Raw genomic sequence first — 20,431 nt, forward strand, 5'->3', positions numbered from 1 at the left:
AGCCTCTGCTTACTGCGAGAGGCGGTAGCTCACTGTGCCGCTGGTCAGCGTGACGGCGAGGAACAAGGTCGCCCCGTCTTCGTGCTCTTCCCAGAGCGGCTCGCAGGCGTTGGCGCTGAAGGTGGCCCAGGCCTGACCGCCGAGAGTGAGCGGCAGCAGGGTCTGCCCCCCGTCGAGCGAACGCCGCAGAGAGACCGTGCCTTGCCAGGTGCCGCCCAGAGTGATGAAGACCGGACGCTGCGCTATGGGTGTGAACGGGCCGAACGTGCCGGAGGCCGCGGTACTACCGGTCAGCGGGGCGGAGGCGGCGGCACGAATGGGCGACACGGGAAGCGGGCGCCCGCTGTCGACGATGGAGAGATTGCCGCTGGCGGCATCGGCAAAGCCGATCGCGAAGGCAGTGGCGTATCCGCTGGGCACGGTAATGGGATTGCTGGACATCGGGACTCCTTTCCAAGGGAAGAGAAGAAGGCCCGAATCCAGATACGCAGATCGATGCGTGTAGGAAAATTCTTTCGCGATGCCGGACTTTTGTCCGGCAACGATGAACTTACTTTTTCTTGGGAACGTTGAACGTGCCGGTGACGCGGCCGCCGGAAGCGGAAGAGACACCGCTCTTGAGATCGATCACGAAGCGCCCCCCGCGCAGCGTATCGCCGCCGGCGCGCTTGAGCGTGGCATTGCCGACCATGGTGATGATGCGCTGGTTGAAATCGTAGATCGCGTTATCGCCGGTGGCGGTCTCGTCATTGCGCGTCACCACGACGCTGCCGCTGGCAGTCATGCGATTGACCTTGAGCTGCTTGGCATCGGCAAGGTCGATCACCGTGCGGGCGGCGCGGATGCGCAAGTCGGTCTGCTTGATGTCGACGTTGCCGGTCAGGATCACGCGGTTCTGCTTGTCCTGCATCTCGATCCGATCGGCACCGAAATCGACGGGGGCATTGGTGTCGTGACCGGAGAAGACCTGGGCGCCGAGCTGCTGCGAGGCGGCAAGAGCGGCCAGGCCGAAGACCGGCACGGCGATCGCGGTACGGAAAAGGCCGGAGCGGAAGTTCATTGCGGGATCCTGAGCTTGCCGGGCGTCATGCGCATCCGGGCATTGCCTTCGAGCGTAACGACGCGGTTGTCGAGGTCGGCGTGCATGGTCTGGGCGGTGAAGGTGCCGTTGGGAACGGCTCCCGAAACGCCGCCGGTTGCCACCGCGGTCTTTTGCTTGATGTCGATGTTCACCTGGCTGGTGGTCATGTTGTAGCCACCGGCGCCCTGGAAATTGACCGGGCCGTCGACCTTCATGGTATCGGCATCGAAGTTGTAGGCCCCGCGCGGTGCGGCGATGTTGGCGGGACCATCCTTCATGTTCATCTTGGCGACGAGGTCGAGCATTTCGACCACGGGGACGTCTGGCGCGTGCTGCACCGCGGTTCCGGCCGTGACCAGGAAGTCTCGTCCGGCCTTGTCCTGCCCGCGATAGGCGGCGTTGGACACGGCCACGCGCTCGCCGGTCACCGCCACCTTGTTGCGATCGAGCAGGAAGCTGATCTCGCCGCGCGGCGAGAGTGGCACCAGGATCATCACGGCGGCGATCAGACCAATGCCGGTGGGCAGCGCCTTGGCCAGGAAGCCCACCAGGCGATCATGCGAGCCACCGGGAGCGGCAAAGTGCCGCCGGCGGTTGCGGATCTGGATGGCGTCTTCGGACATGCGCGCGTGCTCTCCGGCTCAGGCGGCTTCGTGGCTGAAGATGTCGTGGTCGGGCCAGCCGGCGAGGTCGAGCTTCGCGCGGGCGGGCAGGAAGTCGAAGCAGGCCTGCGCGATCTCGGTGCGATGCTCGCGCGCGAGACGCACGACGAGAATTTCATGCATGGCGTGCAGGTAGCGCACGTCCGAGGCGGCATAGTCCTTCTGCGCGTCGGTCAGCTCTGCCGCGCCCCAGTCGCTCGACTGCTGCTGCTTGGAGACTTCCTTGCCCAGCAGCTCGCGCACCAGATCCTTGAGACCGTGACGGTCCGTGTAGGTGCGGGTCAGCTTGCTGGCGATCTTCGTGCAGAACACCGGAGCGGCGACGACGCCGAGGTAGTGTTCGATCGCGGCAAGGTCGAAACGGGCGAAGTGGTAGAGCTTCAGGCGGGCCGGATCGGCCAGCACGGCCTTGAGATTCGGCGCGTCATAGGCGCTGTCCGGGGCGAAGCGGACGAGATGTTCGTCACCCTTGCCATCGGAAATCTGGACCACGCAAAGCCGGTCGCGGGGGGTGATCAGTCCCATCGTTTCGGTGTCGACGGCGACGGGCCCGGGCGCGAGCACGCCTTCGGGGAGATCTTCTTCGTGGAGATAGACAGCCATAGTCCGGAAATGCTTAGGGACTGGGCTGGCTTTTCGCAATGGGCGGATGCCCTTGTGGACGGTCAGATGCGGACAAATCGGGAGTAGCGCAGCGATGGAAGCAGCCGAGGCCATGCAAGGGGTGCCTCCTGCCTGGGCAGAGGCGCTGGCCCCGGTGCTGGCGAGCCCCGAGTCGCGCCGGCTGGCAGGCTGGCTCGAGGCCGAGGCGCGGGCCGGCAAGACCATCTATCCCCCCGCCGGGCAGTGGCTGCGGGCACTGGAACTCACGGCGCTGGACGAGGTGCGGGTCGTGATCCTGGGGCAGGATCCCTATCATGGCCCCGGGCAGGCGCATGGCCTGGCGTTCTCGGTGATGGAGGGGGTTAAAGTGCCCCCTTCGCTGGTCAACATCTACAAGGAACTGGCGAGCGATTGCGGCGTGATCGCGCCGGGGCACGGCAGTCTGGAGCATTGGGCACGCCAGGGCGTGCTGCTGCTCAACAATGCGCTCACCGTCGAGGCCGGGCAGCCCGGTTCACACCAGAAACGCGGCTGGGAGGCAATCACCGATGCGGCGGTCGCGGCAGTCGCCGCCCAGGCGGAGCCTTGCGTGTTCCTGCTCTGGGGCAGCCATGCCCGGAAAAAGGCGATGCGCGTGGCGGGACTGGGCTCGAGCCATCACCTTGTCCTGACCGCGCCGCACCCGAGCCCGCTTTCGGCTTATGCGGGCTTTTTCGGATGCGGCCATTTCAGCCAGGCCAATGCCTTTCTCGAAGCCCACGGACGGGGCCGGATCGACTGGCAAGTGCCGGTAAACGCCGCCCGTTCAGGCTGAACTGCCGGCCACCGGCGCATCCATCTCGAAGTGATGCATGGTCCCGCCGATGGCGAGATCGCCGAACAGGCTGCGGAAGCGGGCAAAGGCATCCAGCTTGCGAGCTGCTTCGTGCGCCTCGAGCGAGGTCCACACGACGTTGAAGGCGAAGCGCGACGCATGTTCGACGCCCTGGCCGAACTGCACCGAGATCACGCCGTCGCAACTGGCCAGCAGGCCGACCCCTTCCCCGCGCATGGCCTGGGCAAACGCCGGTTCCGATCCTGGGCGGACGTCGATTTCCGCAATTTCGAGAAGCATGGCCTCGTCTCCGTAACTGCCGGAGAATCGGTCTGCATGGCGGGTGGGTCAAGCCTGCGTGGCAGGAAACGCCGGGACGGATTCAGGCCGCCGGTTGCAGCCTGCGGATTTCGGTGCGCGAGTCGGGCGCGGGCAGTGATCCGGCATGGCCAATGCCGCGCTGGGTGCGGAACTGCGCCATCAGCGCGGTCAGCGTATGCGCTTCGCTTTCCAGCTCGCGGGTTGCGGCGGTCGTCTGCTCGACCATCGCGGCATTGCGCTGGGTGACCCGGTCGAGTTCGCTGATGGCGGTGCTGACCTGGTCGAGTTCGGTCGACTGATCCATGGCCGATTGGGCCATGGCGGCAATCATGTCGTTCAATTCGGCGATGCGGGCCGCGATCTCGCCCAGCCGCGAGCCGCTTTCGGAGACGAGGGCGACACCTGCGCCGACTTGTTCGGCGCTTCTGGCGATGAGCAGCTTGATGTTCTGGGCGGCATCCGCCGAACGCTGCGCCAGCGCGCGGACTTCGGCGGCGACAACGGCGAAGCCCTTGCCGGCATCGCCCGCACGTGCCGCTTCGACCCCGGCATTGAGGGCAAGCAGATTCGTCTGAAAGGCTATCGAGTCGATCACGTCGACGATGGTGCCGATCTCCTGCGCGGACGATTCGATCGCGGCCATGGCGGTCACCGCCTGCTGGACAACCCCTGCGCTCTCGCCGGTCTGGGCATGAGCCTGGGTGACTGCGCTTCGTGCCCGCGTCGCCGTGGCCGCGCTCTCGCGCACGCGGTTGCTGACGAGTTGCATCGAAGCGGCGGTTTCCTCGAGATTGGCGGCCTGCTGCTGGTTGCGCGCGGAAAGGTCGTCGGTGGCCATGCGGATTTCGACGATGGTGCGCGACAGATTGCCCGATCCCGTCCCGACGGTCGCCATGGCGTCGGCCAGCGCTGCGACGGCGGCGTTGAAGTTCTGGCGCACCTGCTCGTAATCGGCAGGGAAGCTGTCGTGAATCTGCGCCTCCAGGTCCTTGTCGGCCAGTTTGCGCAGGCCGCTGGACAATGTCTCGACAAGATCGTGCTGCGCGGATTCTGCGTCGCGGTTATCGATGGCGGCGCGGCGGAACACGTCCATTGCCCGCGCCATCGCGCCGAGTTCGTCGGTTCGATCGAGGCCAGGAATCGCGGTTTCCAGCCTTCCCGCGGCCAGCTCGCCGAAGGCCAGCCTCGCATCTTCGAGCGGCCGGACGACACGGGATTGCGCCTGCGCGGCGGTCCAGCCGATCGCCGCGGCTACACTGAGCGCGATCAGCGTGCTGAGGGCAAGCGAAGCGGTTGTCAGCAGCATGTCACGCTGCAGTTCGCGGGCCGAATAGGCACGCGACATGTCGACCAGCCTGACCACCTCCTCGTGCTGGCGGTGGTAGAGCGGGGTCAGGATGGTTCGGTGCACGCGCTCCATGGCTTGCTTGTCGCGCGCGCGCACCGCCGGTACGAACTCGCGGTCGATCGCCTCCCAGAACGCGGCGGCGGTGGCGATTACCCGGGTCATTTGCGGTTCGACGTCCGGCGGCAGCGGTGCATCGCGCCAATAGGCCTGTCTGTCGCGGAACTCGGCCTGGAGCCGGGCCAGCTCTTCCAGCCGGCCCGGGGCCTGGGCGGGATCGTTCACGGCCAGGGTGGCGTCGAGATAGGGTTCCACCACGTAGGCGGGCGGCGGCAGGATATCGGCGAGCATCTCGTCCTGAAGCGCGTGTTTCGCCTGGATCGGACCGCCGAAGCGGATCTTGTAGGTGCTGAAGCCGGCGATGACGATGGCGAGCGCCACCAGCCCTACAAGCAGCCGGCCAATCCGTTTGGACTGGTCCCTTATCATTTCTGTGTCCGCCCTCGACAGCCTCGGCAACGGCAGCGAGGCTAAGCGCTCCCGATGAATCGGCCGCTTTCGAGGGGCTAGGGGAATGGCAGTAAGGCCATGGTCGCTCCGGACACAAAAAGGGGCGCTCCCGTGGGGGCGCCCCTCTTGCAGCACCGGTCGAGCGACCGGTGCCATGTCTGTGCCGATCAGCGCGGCAGTTCGGAAACGCCCATCAGCGCCTCGTCCACCGCGCGCGCGCACTGGCGGCCTTCGCGGATCGCCCAGACCACCAGCGACTGGCCACGGCGCATGTCGCCGCACGACCAGATCGCCGGGTCGCTGGTGCGGTAGTCGGCCATGGTCGCCTTGACGTTGCCGCGTGCGTCCAGGTCGACGCCCGACTGGTCGAGCATGCCCGCCTTGCGCGGACCGACAAAGCCCATTGCAAGGAAGATCAGGTCGGCCTGGAGCGTGAACTCGCTGCCGGCCACTTCCTGCATCTTGCCGTCCTTCCACTCGACGCGGACGCATTCGAGGCCGGTGACGTCGTTGTCGCCGATGACGCGCTTGGCCAGTACCGCCCAGTCACGCTCGCAGCCTTCCTCGTGGCTCGACGAGGTGCGCAGCTTGAGCGGCCAGTTCGGCCAGGACATCGCCTTGTTCTCGTGCAGCGGCGGCTTGGGCATGATTTCCAGCTGCGTGACCGAAGCCGCGCCCTGGCGGTTGGAGGTACCGACGCAGTCCGAACCGGTGTCGCCGCCGCCGATGACGATGACGTGCTTGCCGGTGGCCGAGAGCGTGCCGCGCGGAGCGGCGCGCATTTCGTCGTCGCCTGCGTTGCGCTTGTTCTGCTGGGTCAGGAATTCCATCGCGAAGCGCACGCCCGGCAGTTCGAAACCGGGGATGTTCAGCGGACGGGGATCCTCGGCACCGCCGGCAAAGACCACGGCGTCGAAGTTTTCCTTCAGCGAAGCCACCGAAACCGTCACGCCGACTTCGACCGAGGTGCGGAACTCCACGCCTTCGGCCATCATCTGCACCATGCGGCGGTTGATGAGGTGCTTCTCCATCTTGAAGTCGGGAATGCCGTAGCGCATCAGCCCCCCGACGCGGTCGTTCTTCTCGAACACCGTCACCGAGTGGCCGGCGCGGGCCAGCTGCTGGGCCGCGGCCAGACCCGCCGGGCCCGAACCCACGACCGCCACCGACTTGCCGGTGCGCTTGGCCGCGACCTTCGGCGTGATCCAGCCTTCGGCCCAGCCCTTGTCGACGATCGCGCATTCGATCGACTTGATGGTGACCGGCTGGTCGATGATGTTCAGCGTGCAGGCCGCCTCGCACGGGGCGGGGCAGATGCGGCCGGTGAACTCGGGGAAGTTGTTGGTCGAGTGGAGGACTTCCAGCGCGTTCTTGAAGTCGTCCTCGTAGACCAGGTGGTTCCAGTCGGGGATGATGTTGTTGACCGGACAGCCGGTGTGGCAGTGCGGCACGCCGCAGTTCATGCAGCGCGAGGCCTGGTTCTTGAGCGTCTCGGCCGAGAGCGGAACGATGAACTCCTTGTAGTTCGTCAGACGCTCGGCCTTGTCGCCATAGGTGCGATCCTGGCGGTCCAGTTCGAGGAAGCCGGTTTCCTTGCCCATTTCTATTACCTTCGAATTATTCTGCGGCCACCGAAGCGGCTTCAAGCCGCTCGGCCTCGAGTTGGCGGAGAGCCTTGGCGTAGTCGCGCGGCATCACCTTGACGAACTTCGACACAGTGGTCGCCCAGTCGTCGAGCAGCGCACGGGCCCGCTTGGAGCCGGTGTGCAGGTGGTGCCGTTCGAGCAGTACGCGCAGGCGTTCCGCGTCGTGGCGCAGCATGTCGCCCATGCCGAGGTCGTGGACGCCGTTGGTCCGCTGCTGCGGACGGCCGGCACCGTCTTCCTCGTCGGCTTCGGCCGAGAACTTCACGAGATCGACCATGGCGGGATTGCACAGCTTCTCGAACTGGCCGTCCTCGTCATAGACGTAGGCAACGCCGCCCGACATGCCCGCCGCGAAGTTGCGGCCGGTCTTGCCCAGCACGGTCACCACGCCGCCGGTCATGTACTCGCAGCCATGATCGCCGCAGCCTTCGACCACCGTGACGGCGCCCGAGTTGCGCACCGCGAAGCGTTCGCCGGCGACGCCGTTGAAGAACGCCTCGCCCGAGATCGCGCCGTAGAGCACGGTGTTGCCGACGATGATGTTCTGCAGCGGGTCGCGGTTCACGTGGCCCGGCTGGCGCACGATCACGCGGCCGCCCGACAGACCCTTGCCGACATAGTCGTTGCCGTCGCCGGTCAGGTCGAGCGTGACGCCGTGGGCAAGCCAGGCGCCGAAGCTCTGCCCGGCAACGCCGGTCAGCTTCACGTTGATCGTGTTGTCCGGCAGGCCGGCATGGCCGTAGCGACGGGCGACTTCGCCCGAAAGCATGGCGCCCACGGTACGGTTGACGTTGATCACCGGCTTTTCGATCCGCACCGGCTCACGCTTGTCCAGCGCGTCGGCGGCGGCTTCGATCAGCACGTTGTCGAGAGCGTGCTCCAGACCGTGGTCCTGCGTCTGGCTCCAGTTGAGCGACGGGCTGTCGCCCAGCGGGGCCTGATAGAGCACCTTGGACAGGTCGACGCCCTTGGCCTTCCAGTGGGTGATCGCCTTCTTCATGTCGAGACGGTCGACGCGGCCGACCATCTCCGCGAGCGTGCGGAAGCCCAGTTCCGCCATGATCGCGCGCAGCTCTTCGGCCACGAAGAAGAAGTAGTTGATCACGTGTTCCGGCTGGCCGGTGAAGCGCGCGCGCAGCACCGGGTTCTGGGTGGCGACGCCGACCGGGCAGGTGTTCAGGTGGCACTTGCGCATCATGATGCAGCCGGCCGCGATCAGCGGGGCAGTGGCGAAGCCGAACTCGTCGGCGCCGAGCAGTGCCGCGATGGCCACGTCCCGTCCGGTGCGCAGGCCGCCGTCGGCCTGAACCACCACGCGGCTGCGCAGGTTGTTGAGCAGCAGCGTCTGCTGGGTTTCGGCAAGGCCGATTTCCCAGGGCGAACCCGCGTGGGTCAGCGAGGTCAGCGGCGAAGCGCCGGTGCCGCCCTCGTAGCCCGAGATCGTGATGTGGTCTGCACGCGCCTTGGAGACACCTGCGGCCACGGTGCCGACACCGACTTCGGACACCAGCTTGACCGAGACTCGCGACGTGGGGTTCACGTTCTTGAGGTCGTGGATGAGCTGCGCGATGTCCTCGATCGAGTAGATGTCGTGGTGCGGCGGCGGCGAGATCAGGCCGACGCCCGGCGTCGAGTGACGCGTCGCGCCGATCGTCTTGTCGACCTTGTCGCCGGGCAGCTGGCCGCCTTCGCCGGGCTTGGCGCCCTGGGCCATCTTGATCTGGATGTCGTCGGCGTTGACCAGGTACTCGGTGGTGACGCCGAAGCGGCCCGAGGCGACCTGCTTGATCGACGAACGCATCGAATCGCCGTTCGGCAGCGGCTTGAAGCGGCTGGGATCCTCGCCGCCCTCACCGGTGTTCGACTTGCCGCCGATGCGGTTCATGGCAAGCGCCAGCGTGGTGTGCGCCTCCCACGAGATCGAGCCGTAGCTCATCGCGCCGGTGGCGAAGCGCCGGACGATTTCGCTGGCCGGTTCGACTTCGTCGAGCGGCACCGAGGCACCGGGCACGAAGTCCATCAGCCCGCGGATGGTCAGCAGGCGGCTGGACTGGTCGTTGATCGACTGCGCGAACTCGCGGTACTTCTCGGGCACGTTGCCGCGCACCGCGTGCTGGAGCGCGCCGATGTTCTCCGATGTCCAGGCATGTTCCTCGCCGCGCACGCGCGAACCGTAGATGCCGCCGACGTCGAGCATGTTCGCGTAGACCGGATCGTCGCCATAAGCCGAAGCGTGGCGGCGGACGGTCTCTTCGGCGATTTCGGTCAGCCCGGCGCCTTCGATGGTGGTGGCGGTGCCGGTGAAGTACTTCTCCACGAAGGCGCTCGACAGGCCGACCGCGTCGAAGATCTGGGCGCCGCAGTACGACTGGTAGGTCGAGATGCCCATCTTGGACATGACCTTACGGATGCCCTTGCCGATCGCGTAGATGTAGTTCTTGCGCGCCTGTTCGGCGGTCACCGGCAGGTTCTTGCGGGCGCGGATGTCCTCGATCGTCTCGAACGCGACGTAAGGGTTGATCGCTTCCGCGCCGAAGCCCGCGAGCACGCAGAAGTGGTGGACTTCACGCGCCTCGCCGGTTTCCACCACGAGGCCGGTCTGCATGCGCAGGCCCTGGCGGACGAGGTGGTGGTGGACGGCAGCCGTCGCCAGCAGCGCCGGCATCGGGATGCGGTCCGGGCCCTGGGCACGGTCGGACAGGACAAGGATGTTTTTGTCCGCCAGCACGGCCTCGGTGGCCGCCCAGCACATTTCCTTGATCGCCATCTCCAGACCGGTGGCGCCGGCAGAGGCGTCCCAGGTCATGTCGATGGTCTCGGTGCGGAACGCGCCGTCCAGCGCAGCCTCGACCGAGCGGATCTTGGCCAGGTCCTCGTCGGTGAGGATCGGCTGGCTGACTTCGAGGCGCTTGTGCGCACCGGCGTCATGACCCAGCAGGTTCGGGCGCGGGCCGATCATCGAGACGAGGCTCATGACCAGTTCCTCGCGGATCGGATCGATCGGCGGGTTGGTGACCTGCGCGAAGTTCTGCTTGAAGTAGTCGTAGAGCAGGCGCGAGCGGTTCGACAGCACCGGGATCGGCGTGTCGGTGCCCATCGAGCCGAGCGGATCGTCTGCTGCCACGGCCATCGGTTCGAGGAAGCGCGAGGTGTCTTCCTGGGTGTAGCCGAAGGCCTGCTGGCGATCGAGCAGCGAGCCGGTCGGTTCCGGAAGCTGGGCCAGTTCGGGTTCGATCACGTCGAGGTCGGCGAGGTTGTACTGCGCCATTTCAAGCCACTTCTCGTAGGGCTCCTCGCCCGCGAGCTGGTTCTTGATTTCCTCGTCCTCGATGATGCGACCCTGCTCGAAGTCGATCAGCAGCATGCGGCCGGGCTGGAGGCGCCACTTGCGCACGATGTTGTCTTCCTTGATCGGAAGCACGCCGGATTCCGAGGCCATGACGCACAGGTCATCGTCGGTGACGAGGAAGCGCGCGGGGCGCAGGCCATTGCGGTCCAGCGTGGCGCCGATCTGGCGGCCATCGGTGAAGGCCACGGCGGCCGGGCCGTCCCACGGCTCCATCAGGGCGGCGTGATACTCGTAGAACGCGCGGCGTTCCGGGGTCATCAGCGGGTTGCCCGCCCATGCCTCGGGGATCAGCATCATCATCGCGTGGCTCAGCGAGTAACCGCCGGCCAGCAGCAGTTCCAGCGCGTTGTCGAGGCACGCGGTGTCCGACTGGCCGTGCGGGATCAGCGGCCACATCTTGTCGAGATCGGCGCCCAGCAGCTCCGATTCCATGGTGCGGCGGCGGGCATTCATCCAGTTCACGTTGCCGCGAACGGTGTTGATCTCGCCGTTGTGCGCCATGAAGCGGAACGGGTGCGCCAGCTTCCAGCTCGGGAAGGTGTTGGTCGAGAACCGCTGGTGGACGAGGCCGAGCGCCGAGACGAACTCGGGATTGCGCAGATCGTCGTAGAACGAGCCGACCTGGGTCGCCAGCAGCAGGCCCTTGTAGACGATCGTGCGGGTCGAGAAGCTGGGCATGTAGAGCTCGGTGAGCCCCGGCATGTCATGCTTTTCGGCCATTGCCTTGAGCGGGTTCTGGGTCTGCTTGCGGATTGCCAGGATCTTGCGCTCGAACGCGTCCTGATCGGCGCAGTTGGAGCCGCGGCCGACAAAGCACTGGCGGATCACCGGCATCGATTCGAGCACGGTCTTGCCAAGTCCGTCGAGCGTCACCGGCACGTCGCGCCAGCCGATCAGGGTCTGGCCTTCCTTGGCGATGAACTTCTCGAAAGTCTGCGTGATCAGGTCACGGCAGGCTTCGTCCTGCGGCAGGAAGCACATGGCCACGGCATAGTCGCCCGCCTTGGGCAGCTCGACGCCGGTGGCGGCGGCCCAGCCGCGGAACAGCTGGTCGGGAAGCTGCGTGAGGATGCCGGCACCGTCACCCAGCAGCGGGTCGGCGCCTACCGCCCCGCGGTGGTCGATATTTTTAAGGATTTCCAGTGCCTGGGTAATAATGGCGTGGCTTTTGTTCCCTTTGATATGGGCAACAAAACCCACACCACAGGCATCGTGTTCATTACGCGCATCATAAAGGCCCTGGGGCTTAGGAAATCCCATCGATAAAACCCATCCTGTCGTTGTCCGGGGTTCACACCGAGCGCCTCGCTTCGACACGCGCGAATCGCGCGCGGCCAAAATTCGCCGTGGTGTCCCCTAAGGGCCCCCATGACGATTACGGACCGCATTTGCAACTGCGAACGAACGTCCTCGCGCAGATTTAGTGCGTTGACACGGTAAAAAAGGGAATTTTGTTGTGCGGCTGGATAAGCGCTCGCGCTGAAAACGTTTGCGGACGGGGTGGTTCCGTCCGCCGGGCCTGGCTTTCAGTGCGAGCCGCTCATGCGCTGCAGCGTCGCGAGCGCTGCGCGCAGGGCCTTTTCGGTTTCGGCGGGGTCCGGGCGACCGGGCGGGTCGAACAGGCGGGCACCAGGTTGCGCAGGAGCCATGAAGGCCGGTGCCGCGTCGATGTGGGTTGCGGTTGTTGCAGTGGCGGTTTCGTTCACGGCTTCGGCCGGGCGCGGGCCCGGGTGACCGGCCCCGTTTTCGCCTTCGTTTTCGCTTTCATCGTCCAGGGCGATGAAACCCGGGCGTGGTTCGATGCGGCGCTGCATGCTCAGCAGCGAGGAGTAGCCTTCTTCGAGCACGTCTTCCTCGACGATGTCGGCGCCATCCTCGGCAAAGTCCTCGTCCTCGCCAAAGGCCAGCGCGGTGCCTTCCTCTTCATCCTCATCTTCGGCCGGGGCCGGGACAAAGTCATGGCCTGCGGCGAGGCCGGCCATCGGCCGCTCCTCGAGCGCGGAGGCAATTGCCGCTTCCACCGGCGTGGGAATGGCCGCTTCCACCGGCGTGGCGACCGGCTGCGGGGCAAGGGCAATGTGCCGCGGAGGGATGTAGCCGGGAAGAACGTCGTCCTCGTCCTGCTCGTCGAAGGAGGCGAGCCCGATCGGACGCAGCTTGGCCGGGATCGGCGTGATCCTTGCCGAGGGGAACAGCGGCGAGACAACGCTACTGGCAGCATCGTCGGCAGCTTCGCCAAGGAGAGAGCCGCCGTCCGCAATCTCGGCGGCATAAGTTTCGAGTTCGGCTTCGGCTTCGCCGCCGGTCACGGCCTGCCAGCCCCCGACGCCGGCCGCTGCCTCGGGCGCGTCGCCGAGGGCAAAATCGTCTTCCAGCGGTTGCGCCGCCTCGATGCGGCCGGCCAGTACCTCGGTGCGTGCCGCAAGGCCCGGTCCGGAAAACGGTGTGCGGGCAAAGGGCGGCGGCGCGAAGGGGGCTGCTGCGGGGCTCTGGGGCAGGCCGCCGTCCAGCCCTGCATCGAGATTCGTGCCCAGGCCCATGGCGGCGCTGATCGCGGCCAGGCGCGCAACCGAAGGGCCGTAAGGGGGCGTGGGGTCCGAGGGCGCGTCATCAGGAGCGATGCCGTTGGCGGGCCTGCCGTCAGCGGCGCTGTCGGTAGCAGTCGGGACCTTCGGCGCCGTGATGCCTGCCAGGGGATCTGCGGCCAGGCCTTCGCGGTCGGCGGGCGGGGCGTCCGCAATGGCGGGAGCCACGACCGTCAGCGGTGCAGGCGGGGTCAGCGAGAGCTTGCGGCGCTGCTCCTCCATCGCCAGTGCCAGGCGTTCGAGCAGTTCGACCTGACTGAGCGCGTCGAGCGGAGCCCTGGAGATGCGTTCTGCCGCGCTCGCCGTCAGGGTCTGGTCAGGCGTGGGCGTAGGCGTAGGCGTCGTCGAGGGTTCCGGCTCCGGCTCGGGAAACGCTGTGTCTTGCGGTTCCGCTTCGCGGGCGAGTGTGTCGTGCGGTGCGGTTTCGCTGTGAAGATAGGTTTCGAACAGCGGCGCTGCCGTCAGCGGCGCGGAGAGCGGCGTGAAATTGGCCTGATCGTCCCCGTCGTGGCCGCTGTCCGCCCAAGCCGCGGGAGAAAAGGCCGCGGGAGAGAAGGCCGTAGATGAGAAGGCTGGGGCAAGGGCCGCAGGTGTTTCGATCGCGTCCGTCTGGGAAGGCGCCGGTCCGGTCAGCGGTGCTTCCGCTTCTGGACCTTGGTCCCCAAGCGGCACGGTAGCGGCGTCGACTTGCGCGACGTCAGTGTCTTCAAGGTCAGGCACGCGGGGAGCGGCCGGTTCTGCGGGGAGAGCCTGGTAGTCCGTATCGTCCGCGTCATCCTCGACCTGGGCAGGCAGCCCATCGAGATCGAACTCGGCCAGCTGCAGGATCTGCGGCGCGGTCATGTCGTTTGCCAGGCTGGCCGGCGTCGGCGCCGGTTCCGCTTCGCGCACGGTTTCGGGGCCCCGCCGACGCCCGGCCAACGAGGCCAGGCGTCCAGGAACTGCAATGGGCGTCGCTGCAATGACTGGGGTGGCATCTTCAGTTTCGGCCGCCGTTTCCGTCGAAGTGTCGGCCAGGGCATTGCCCTCACCGCTGCCGCGGCGCGCCAGCCTCAGGCCGATGACCACGCCGACCAGCGCGCCGAGGCCGGTCAGCGCCAGGGCGACCAGCAGCCGGGCGGTCACGCCCAGCGGAGGAGCGGCCATGGGAACGAGGGAGGACAGCCCGGTCGCGCCGACCAGCCGTTCGATCGTGGCGGGGCTCAGCACCATGCTGCCAAGCCCGAACAGCGCGGCCACCCAAAGCGCGGCAATCGCCGGAAACAGCGGGTGGCGCGTGATCGGCTGGTTTCCCGCGCCCTGTGACTTACGTTCTTGCTTCGCCACCTTGATCATCCCGTGCAAATTCCGCTTTCGTCCCGTCGCTCAGGCAACGGCGAGCCCGCTTCGAGTCCTTTCGAGTGGCAGGATTTGGTAAACGTCTCGATAACGGGCGACATTGCAAGCCCAGTCGTGTCCGCTGCGGACATGATCGAGCCCGGCCTCGCGCAGGCGCTCCCAGTTCTCGGGCGCGGCCAGCAGGTCGGCCAGCGCCTGCGCGCAGGCGGCAGGATCGTCGGGCGGGAACAGGATGCCGGTCCTGTCGTGCTCGACCAGTTCGCGGTGGCCACCCACGGCGCTGGCCGCGACCAGTTTGCCCTGCGCCATGGCTTCGAGCGGTTTGAGCGGGGTGACAAGGTCGGTCAGGCGGCTTTGCTTGCGCGGATAGGCCATGACATCGCAGAGCGCGTAATAGCGCTCCACCTCGTTATGCGGTACGCGGCCGATGAAACGGATGGCATGGGCCGCCGGAGAGGCTTGGGCCTGGGCGCGCAAGTGTTCCTCGCGCGGGCCGCCGCCGACCATCAGCAGCCGCGCATCCGGCTGGCGGGCCAGCAGCAGGGGCATGGCGGCGATCAGGTCGTCCAGGCCTTCGTAATCGTAGAAGCTGCCGATGAAGCCGATCACCGGGCAGGCACGGCCGTCGACCTCGAAGCCAAGCTCGCGGGCGAGGCTTCCATCCCGCGCGGCAGGCGCGCCGAACAGCGAGAGGTCGACGCCGTTGGGCGCGACAGTGATCTTCCCGGCGGGCGTCCCGCGCGCGACGAGGTCGGCGCGCAGGCCCTCGCAGATCGTCACCACCGCATCGGCTCTGGCGACTACCCGGTTTTCGAGCGCGCGGGTGAGCCGGTACTTGAGCGAGCCTTCGCTGCCGGTGCCGTTGCCGACCGCGGCATCTTCCCAGAACGCGCGGATCTCGTAGACGCAGCGGATGCCGTGGCGTTTCGCCACCCGCACGGCTGCCGCCCCGCACAAGGCGGGTGAATGCGCATGGATCACGTCCGGGCGCCAGATGCTGATCGCCGCTTCGATGCCCTGTTCCAGCACCCCGATCTCGCGCCATTCGCGCCAGAGCGGAAGGGTGCCTGCATCCCCGGTGCTGCGATGGAACAGCAGTCCATCGGCCTCTTCCAGATCCGCGCCCTTGGCGGTGTGGCGCAATCCGGTTACCCCTCGCACTTCCCAGCCCATGGCTTCCTGCGCCTTCAGGATCGCACGGGTGCGGAAGGTGTAGCCGCTGTGCAGCGGCAGCGAGTGGTCGAGGACGTGGAGAATCCTGGTCATGCGCGGAATACCTAGCACATAACGCTTAACGCCGCGTCAACCCGCTGATGATAGGGCACTGGGCCTATGGTCGACATTTTTGCTCTTGTCCTGGCCCATGGCCTGCTGGCGCTGGCCGCCTGGCGGCTGTTGTTGCGGCCGGAACTCGACGAAGAGGGGGGTGACCAGCAGGCGGGGGATGCCGAAGGCCGGGCCGGTAACGCCCGGCGGCATTCTTCGCGTGGAGCCTCGCGCAAGGGCATGCAGTGGCCGCGATCGGATGGTGCAGCCGCTCAGGAAGGCGGGACCTGTCCTGCGGCAGGGGACGGGCATGCTTGATCTCGGCCTCACCGGCTTTCTTTTCATTTTCCTCGCCCTCGGCTTCCGGCGCCCGTTCCTCTGGGTGCTTTGCTATCTTTATGTCGACATCGTCTCGCCGCAGATCATTTCCTGGGGGATCCTGGCGCACCTGCCGGTCTCGCTGATGGCGTTCGGCGCGGCGTTCGGCGGCTGGCTGCTGTTCGACGACAAGCGCGACATGCGCTTCACGCTGCGGCAGGGGCTGCTGCTGGCGCTGCTGGTCTACTGTGCGCTCACCACCTTCACCGCGGTCTATCCCGAGGCCGCGCAGGAGAAGTGGGCCTGGGTGTGGAAGGCGCTGGTCTTCGCGATCTTCCTGCCGCTCACCTTGCGCACGCGCCTGAGAATCGAGGCGGTGGCGCTGGTCATGGTCCTTGCGGCCAGCGCGCTGATCATCGACGGCGGCATCAAGACGGCGATGGGCGGTGGCGGTTACGGCGCGCTCAGGATCTTTGTCGAGAACAACACCGGGCTTTACGAGGGGTCGATCCTGTCGAGCGTGGCGATCGCGATCATTCCGCTGATCCTCTGGCTGAGCCGCTACGGCACGATCTTTCCGCCCGACTGGCGGGTCAGGCTCTTCGCGGCGGCGCTGATCTTTGCCTGCGCGCTGATCCCGGTCGGCACCCAGGCGCGCACCGGACTGGTCTGTCTCGGCGTGCTATGCCTGTTCTACTTGCGCACCGCCCGGCACAAGCTGCTGATCGGTGCGGGCATGGCGCTGGCGGTGGTGGTGGCGGTACCGTTCCTGCCGCAGTCGTTCATGGCCCGCATGGGCACGATCGAGAACCACCAGTCCGACCAGTCCGCCGGCACGCGAATCGGCGTGTGGAAATGGACCTGGGACTATGTGAAGCACCATCCGGCGGGCGGTGGCTTCGTGGTCAACATCGCCAGCAAGGTCGAATACGATACGGTCGCGGCACATACGGTGGGCGCGACCACCACGGTCACCCGCACGCGGGTGGTAGAGCAGGGACGCGCCTTCCATTCGAGCTATTTCGAGATGCTGGGCGAACAGGGTTTCCCGGGTTTCTTCCTGTGGATCGCGCTGCAGCTTTCCGGCCTGGTGCAGATGGAACTGATTCGCCGCCGCTGGAAGGATCGCACGGGGGAGGACGAGGCCTGGGCGGCGCCGCTGGCGGTGGCGCTGCAACTGGCGCAGATCGTCTATCTGATCGGCTCGCTCTTCGTCGGCATCGCGTTCCAGCCGTTCATCCTGATGCTGGTCGGCCTGCAGTGCGGCCTGTGGAGCTATCTGCGGCGAATCGAAGAATCGCGCGGACGGGCGCGGCGGCCGATGCCGCTTGTCCGGCCTGGCGAGGCGCGTCACGGCGGGGTGCCGATGAAAACCGGCCGGGAAGCCCCCGTTTCGGAGCCCCTGGCGCCGTAATCCACGGCTTCGCCCCTAAAGGATTCTCGCTAGAGTCGATCCGCTTCGGCGCAAGGTTTGCCATTAACGGCAAATTAACCTTTAACCTTCATTGCTCATATGGTTAATACGCGGCAATGTCCGTTTAGGCCGGGTTTACGCCGACGGGCTGACGGGCAACTTAGGGGGGCATCCCATGCGAGTGCTGTTGATCGAGGACGAACCCACCACCGCGCGGGCCATCGAACTCATGCTGACCGCCGAAGGCTTCAACGTCTATTCCACCGACCTGGGTGAAGAAGGCCTCGATCTCGGCAAGCTCTACGATTACGACATCATCCTGCTCGATCTCAATCTGCCCGACATGCACGGGTACGACGTGCTCAAGAAGCTGCGCGTTGCCAAGGTGCAGACGCCGGTGCTGATCCTCTCGGGCATTTCGGAGATGGATTCCAAGGTCCGCTCGTTCGGCTTCGGCGCGGACGACTATGTGACCAAGCCGTTCCACCGCGAAGAACTGATCGCGCGCATCCACGCCGTTGTCCGCCGCTCGAAGGGCCATTCGCAGTCGGTCATCCGCACCGGCAAGCTGGTGGTTAACCTCGACGCCAAGACGGTCGAGGTCGACAGCGCCCGCGTGCACCTGACCGGCAAGGAATATGCGATGCTGGAGCTGCTCTCGCTGCGCAAGGGCACCACGCTGACCAAGGAAATGTTCCTCAACCACCTTTATGGCGGCATGGACGAACCCGAACTCAAGATCATCGACGTCTTCATCTGCAAGCTGCGCAAGAAGCTGGCGCATGCCTGCGGAGGCGCGAACTACATCGAGACCGTCTGGGGCCGCGGCTACGTGCTGCGCGACCCGGACGAGCTTCAGGACGTTGCCTGACCGGGCGCCGGACGTCCGCACCTGTTTCTGCTTTCCCCAAGCATGAAGAATGGAACGGCCTGCCCCTCGGGGCGGGCCGTTTCGGTTTCCAAGGCCCCGAACGGCCACGGCGCCAGCGTTACCGGCGTTGACCTTGAAGCGCATCGGTGTCAGTGCGCCGCGCCATGACGGCTCACAAATCCGGCGATCCGACCACGCTCAACCGCCTCTACGGCCGCGCCAAGGGCAAGCCCCTGCGCGCCGGCCAGCAGGCCCTGGTCGACAATCTGCTGCCGCGCATCGCGGTGCCCCTCGAAGGTCCGGTGACCTCGGCGCTGCTGTTTGGCGACGAGCGGCCGCTCCATTTCGAGATCGGCTTCGGCGGCGGCGAGCATATGGCAGAGCGCGCCGACATGCTGCCCGACCATGGCTTCATCGGTGCCGAGCCGTTCATCAACGGTGTCGCCCAGGCGCTGACCCATGTGGCCGGCGACAATGGTGCGCATCCGCCGATCGGCAACGTGCGTATCCACCACGGCGATGCGCTGGAAGTGCTGTCCCGCATTCCCGACGGTTCGCTGTCGATGCTCTACCTGCTGCATCCCGACCCCTGGCCCAAGGCCCGCCATGCCAAGCGCCGCATGATGAACGACGGCCCGGTCGACATGTTCGCGGCCAAGCTGAAGCCCGGCGGCGAGTTTCGTTTCGGCACCGATCACGCCGTCTACGTGCGTCATGCGCTGATGGTCATGCAGCGCCATACCGACCAGTTCGAATGGCTCTGCGAGAAGCCGGGCGACTTCCAGGTGCGTCCCGGCGGCTGGCCGGAAACACGCTACGCGGTCAAGGCGCGCACGGTCTACGGGCACGAGATCTGGTACTTCCGCTACCGCCGAAAATAGCACGCGGGTTTACGCCAGAAAACGCCGGATTTTCGCCACTCTGCCTACGCCACCCTACCTTGTTGTAACCCCCTTTTTTCCGTATGGTGATTACCCGGTGATTACCCGAAGAGGGTCATGAGGTATTGCTATGGCAACGGGAAAGGTGACGAAGCGGAGCGTCGATGCCCTGCAGGAGGCATCGATCGCAGGCTTCCTTTGGGATGATGACCTGAAGGGTTTCGGCGTTCGGATTCTATCCTCCAGCGCGGCGTCCTACATCATTCAGTATCGGATGGGCGGCCGGGAAGCGCGCACCCGCCGCTACACGATTGGCAGCCACGGTTCCCCATGGACGCCGATGACAGCGCGTACCGAGGCGGCACGCTTATTGATGCTGGTTGCGCAAGGGACCGACTGATCGGCCCCCACCGAGTGGTCCGGGTTATTTGTTAGTGTAAGATTGCCTCCGGCGCCATGGCCGGCCGCAGGTGGAGCGAAGCGGAACCGGAGGGCGGCCATGGCGGCGTCGCTGCTTCCGGGGCCGGCGGCCGGTAGCCCAGCGAGCTGTGCGGCCTGACAGTGTTGTAGTGCCGCCGCCAAGCCTCGATCAGGATCTTAGCCTCGGCCAGGGTGTAGAAGATCTCACCGTTGAGTAGCTCGTCACGCATCGAGCCGTTGAAGGACTCGCAGTAGCCATTTTCCCACGGGCTGCCGGGGGTGATGTAGAGCGTCTTCACACCGATCCTGCCCAGCCATTCTTGCACGGCATTGGCGATAAATTCGGGGCCATTGTCCGACCGTATATGCGCAGGCGGCCCACGCGTGACGAACAGATCGGCCAGCGCCGCCAGCACATCCTCGCTCCTGAGCCGTCGCGCGACCGGCAAGGCCAGGCACTCCCGACTGGCCTCGTCGATGATCGACAAGATGCGGAACTTGCGACCATCATGCGTGCGGCCCTCGACGAAGTCGTAGGACCACACGTGCCCCGGATATTCGGGCCGCAGCCGGATGCACGATCCGTCATGGAGCCAGAGCCTTCCGCGCTTCGGCTGCTTTTGCGGCACCTTGAGCCCCTCGCGGCGCCAGATGCGCTCGACCCGCTTACGGTTCACATGCCACCCCGCATCGCGCAGCAGGGCGGTCACCCGGCGATAGCCGTAACGACCATATTGCCGGGCGAGAGCGATGATGTCCTCCGTCAGTGCGGCTTCGTCATCCGCCCCGCGTGGCGCCTTGCGCTGCGTCGATCGATGTTGCCCGAGCACACGGCACACCCGCCGCTCGGAGACAGCCATGATCCCTCGGATGTGATCGACACAGCGGCGGCGTCTGGCGGGGCTCAATAGTTTCCCCGCGCCGCCTCCTGCAGGTGTAGCGCGACAAACAGGATGAGGATTGCGCGTCAATCAGGATGAGAATGTGATTGTCGCGGCGCGTCATTC

The 20,431-nt window shown here is 66.2% G+C and carries 16 protein-coding genes and 1 pseudogene; 6 read left to right on the forward strand and 11 right to left on the reverse strand.

Features of this window, described 5'->3' with window-relative positions:
- Positions 1 to 9: 9 nt before the first annotated feature.
- The 4 genes from CA833_RS07420 to CA833_RS07435 form a co-directional block, all read right to left on the reverse strand.
- Complete coding sequence (locus tag CA833_RS07420; RefSeq protein ID WP_207079668.1) at positions 10 to 441, reverse strand: hypothetical protein; 432 nt, start codon at positions 439 to 441, stop codon at positions 10 to 12.
- A 109-nt stretch (positions 442 to 550) separates the two neighbouring features.
- Positions 551 to 1,060 (reverse strand): LptA/OstA family protein, encoded by a 510-nt coding sequence (locus CA833_RS07425; RefSeq protein WP_207079669.1) that lies wholly within the window; start codon positions 1,058 to 1,060, stop codon positions 551 to 553.
- Positions 1,057 to 1,704, reverse strand: a complete 648-nt coding sequence (gene lptC / locus CA833_RS07430) for an LPS export ABC transporter periplasmic protein LptC (RefSeq protein WP_142636313.1) — start codon at positions 1,702 to 1,704, stop codon at positions 1,057 to 1,059. The genes CA833_RS07425 and lptC overlap by 4 nt, the downstream gene beginning before the upstream one ends.
- 18 nt (positions 1,705 to 1,722) lie before the next feature.
- Entirely contained in the window at positions 1,723 to 2,346 is a 624-nt protein-coding gene (locus CA833_RS07435; protein ID WP_142636310.1) for a ribonuclease D, read from the reverse strand.
- A gap of 94 nt (positions 2,347 to 2,440) precedes the next feature.
- Here CA833_RS07435 and ung point away from each other — a divergent pair, with 94 nt between their 5' ends.
- Positions 2,441 to 3,160 (forward strand): uracil-DNA glycosylase, encoded by a 720-nt coding sequence (gene ung / locus CA833_RS07440; protein ID WP_207079670.1) that lies wholly within the window; start codon positions 2,441 to 2,443, stop codon positions 3,158 to 3,160.
- Here the strand turns inward: ung and CA833_RS07445 are convergent.
- The 6 genes from CA833_RS07445 to CA833_RS07470 form a co-directional block, all read right to left on the reverse strand.
- On the reverse strand, positions 3,152 to 3,460 hold the full coding sequence (locus CA833_RS07445; RefSeq protein WP_207079671.1) for an antibiotic biosynthesis monooxygenase: 309 nt from the start codon (positions 3,458 to 3,460) through the stop codon (positions 3,152 to 3,154). The genes ung and CA833_RS07445 overlap by 9 nt on opposite strands.
- Before the next feature lie 82 nt (positions 3,461 to 3,542).
- Complete coding sequence (locus CA833_RS07450) at positions 3,543 to 5,315, reverse strand: methyl-accepting chemotaxis protein (protein ID WP_207079672.1); 1,773 nt, start codon at positions 5,313 to 5,315, stop codon at positions 3,543 to 3,545.
- A 188-nt stretch (positions 5,316 to 5,503) separates the two neighbouring features.
- On the reverse strand, positions 5,504 to 6,937 hold the full coding sequence (locus tag CA833_RS07455; RefSeq protein ID WP_207079673.1) for a glutamate synthase subunit beta: 1,434 nt from the start codon (positions 6,935 to 6,937) through the stop codon (positions 5,504 to 5,506).
- A 16-nt stretch (positions 6,938 to 6,953) separates the two neighbouring features.
- Complete coding sequence (gltB, locus tag CA833_RS07460) at positions 6,954 to 11,591, reverse strand: glutamate synthase large subunit (protein WP_207079674.1); 4,638 nt, start codon at positions 11,589 to 11,591, stop codon at positions 6,954 to 6,956.
- 266 nt (positions 11,592 to 11,857) lie between these two features.
- A complete protein-coding gene (locus CA833_RS07465) occupies positions 11,858 to 14,242 on the reverse strand; it encodes a hypothetical protein (protein ID WP_207079675.1) in 2,385 nt (794 codons plus the stop codon).
- Positions 14,243 to 14,281: 39 nt separating this feature from the next.
- Positions 14,282 to 15,520 (reverse strand): TIGR04063 family PEP-CTERM/XrtA system glycosyltransferase, encoded by a 1,239-nt coding sequence (locus CA833_RS07470; RefSeq protein WP_207079676.1) that lies wholly within the window; start codon positions 15,518 to 15,520, stop codon positions 14,282 to 14,284.
- Positions 15,521 to 15,586: 66 nt separating this feature from the next.
- Here CA833_RS07470 and CA833_RS07475 point away from each other — a divergent pair, with 66 nt between their 5' ends.
- The 5 genes from CA833_RS07475 (at position 15,587) to CA833_RS07495 (ending at position 19,404) form a co-directional block, all read left to right on the forward strand.
- Entirely contained in the window at positions 15,587 to 15,838 is a 252-nt protein-coding gene (locus tag CA833_RS07475; RefSeq protein WP_207080172.1) for a hypothetical protein, read from the forward strand.
- A complete protein-coding gene (locus tag CA833_RS07480; protein ID WP_142636291.1) occupies positions 15,831 to 17,252 on the forward strand; it encodes a putative O-glycosylation ligase, exosortase A system-associated in 1,422 nt (473 codons plus the stop codon). Before CA833_RS07475 ends, CA833_RS07480 begins: the two co-directional genes overlap by 8 nt.
- A 175-nt stretch (positions 17,253 to 17,427) precedes the next feature.
- On the forward strand, positions 17,428 to 18,123 hold the full coding sequence (ctrA, locus tag CA833_RS07485; RefSeq protein ID WP_054441077.1) for a response regulator transcription factor CtrA: 696 nt from the start codon (positions 17,428 to 17,430) through the stop codon (positions 18,121 to 18,123).
- Positions 18,124 to 18,287: 164 nt separating this feature from the next.
- Complete coding sequence (locus tag CA833_RS07490; RefSeq protein ID WP_142636290.1) at positions 18,288 to 19,004, forward strand: tRNA (guanosine(46)-N(7))-methyltransferase TrmB; 717 nt, start codon at positions 18,288 to 18,290, stop codon at positions 19,002 to 19,004.
- Between the two features lie 145 nt (positions 19,005 to 19,149).
- Entirely contained in the window at positions 19,150 to 19,404 is a 255-nt protein-coding gene (locus CA833_RS07495) for an Arm DNA-binding domain-containing protein (RefSeq protein WP_242526315.1), read from the forward strand.
- Between the two features lie 31 nt (positions 19,405 to 19,435).
- Here the strand turns inward: CA833_RS07495 and CA833_RS07500 are convergent.
- Positions 19,436 to 20,341, reverse strand: a pseudogene (locus tag CA833_RS07500) (IS3 family transposase); the annotation flags it as partial.
- Positions 20,342 to 20,431: the final 90 nt, after the last annotated feature.

This window comes from Novosphingobium sp. KA1 (assembly GCF_017309955.1).
Classification (GTDB): domain Bacteria; phylum Pseudomonadota; class Alphaproteobacteria; order Sphingomonadales; family Sphingomonadaceae; genus Novosphingobium.

What these genes read in the sequence shown, in the direction of transcription:
- CA833_RS07480 (WP_142636291.1), top strand. Translation starts at nt 15,831, where the DNA reads ATGCTTGATCTCGGCCTCACCGGCTTTCTTTTCATTTTCCTCGCCCTC.
- CA833_RS07435 (WP_142636310.1), bottom strand. Translation starts at nt 2,346, where the DNA reads ATGGCTGTCTATCTCCACGAAGAAGATCTCCCCGAAGGCGTGCTCGCG.
- CA833_RS07490 (WP_142636290.1), top strand. Translation starts at nt 18,288, where the DNA reads ATGACGGCTCACAAATCCGGCGATCCGACCACGCTCAACCGCCTCTAC.
- CA833_RS07425 (WP_207079669.1), bottom strand. Translation starts at nt 1,060, where the DNA reads ATGAACTTCCGCTCCGGCCTTTTCCGTACCGCGATCGCCGTGCCGGTC.
- gltB (WP_207079674.1), bottom strand. Translation starts at nt 11,591, where the DNA reads ATGGGATTTCCTAAGCCCCAGGGCCTTTATGATGCGCGTAATGAACAC.
- CA833_RS07450 (WP_207079672.1), bottom strand. Translation starts at nt 5,315, where the DNA reads ATGATAAGGGACCAGTCCAAACGGATTGGCCGGCTGCTTGTAGGGCTG.
- CA833_RS07420 (WP_207079668.1), bottom strand. Translation starts at nt 441, where the DNA reads ATGTCCAGCAATCCCATTACCGTGCCCAGCGGATACGCCACTGCCTTC.
- CA833_RS07470 (WP_207079676.1), bottom strand. Translation starts at nt 15,520, where the DNA reads ATGACCAGGATTCTCCACGTCCTCGACCACTCGCTGCCGCTGCACAGC.
- ctrA (WP_054441077.1), top strand. Translation starts at nt 17,428, where the DNA reads ATGCGAGTGCTGTTGATCGAGGACGAACCCACCACCGCGCGGGCCATC.
- CA833_RS07475 (WP_207080172.1), top strand. Translation starts at nt 15,587, where the DNA reads ATGGTCGACATTTTTGCTCTTGTCCTGGCCCATGGCCTGCTGGCGCTG.
- CA833_RS07455 (WP_207079673.1), bottom strand. Translation starts at nt 6,937, where the DNA reads ATGGGCAAGGAAACCGGCTTCCTCGAACTGGACCGCCAGGATCGCACC.
- ung (WP_207079670.1), top strand. Translation starts at nt 2,441, where the DNA reads ATGGAAGCAGCCGAGGCCATGCAAGGGGTGCCTCCTGCCTGGGCAGAG.
- lptC (WP_142636313.1), bottom strand. Translation starts at nt 1,704, where the DNA reads ATGTCCGAAGACGCCATCCAGATCCGCAACCGCCGGCGGCACTTTGCC.
- CA833_RS07445 (WP_207079671.1), bottom strand. Translation starts at nt 3,460, where the DNA reads ATGCTTCTCGAAATTGCGGAAATCGACGTCCGCCCAGGATCGGAACCG.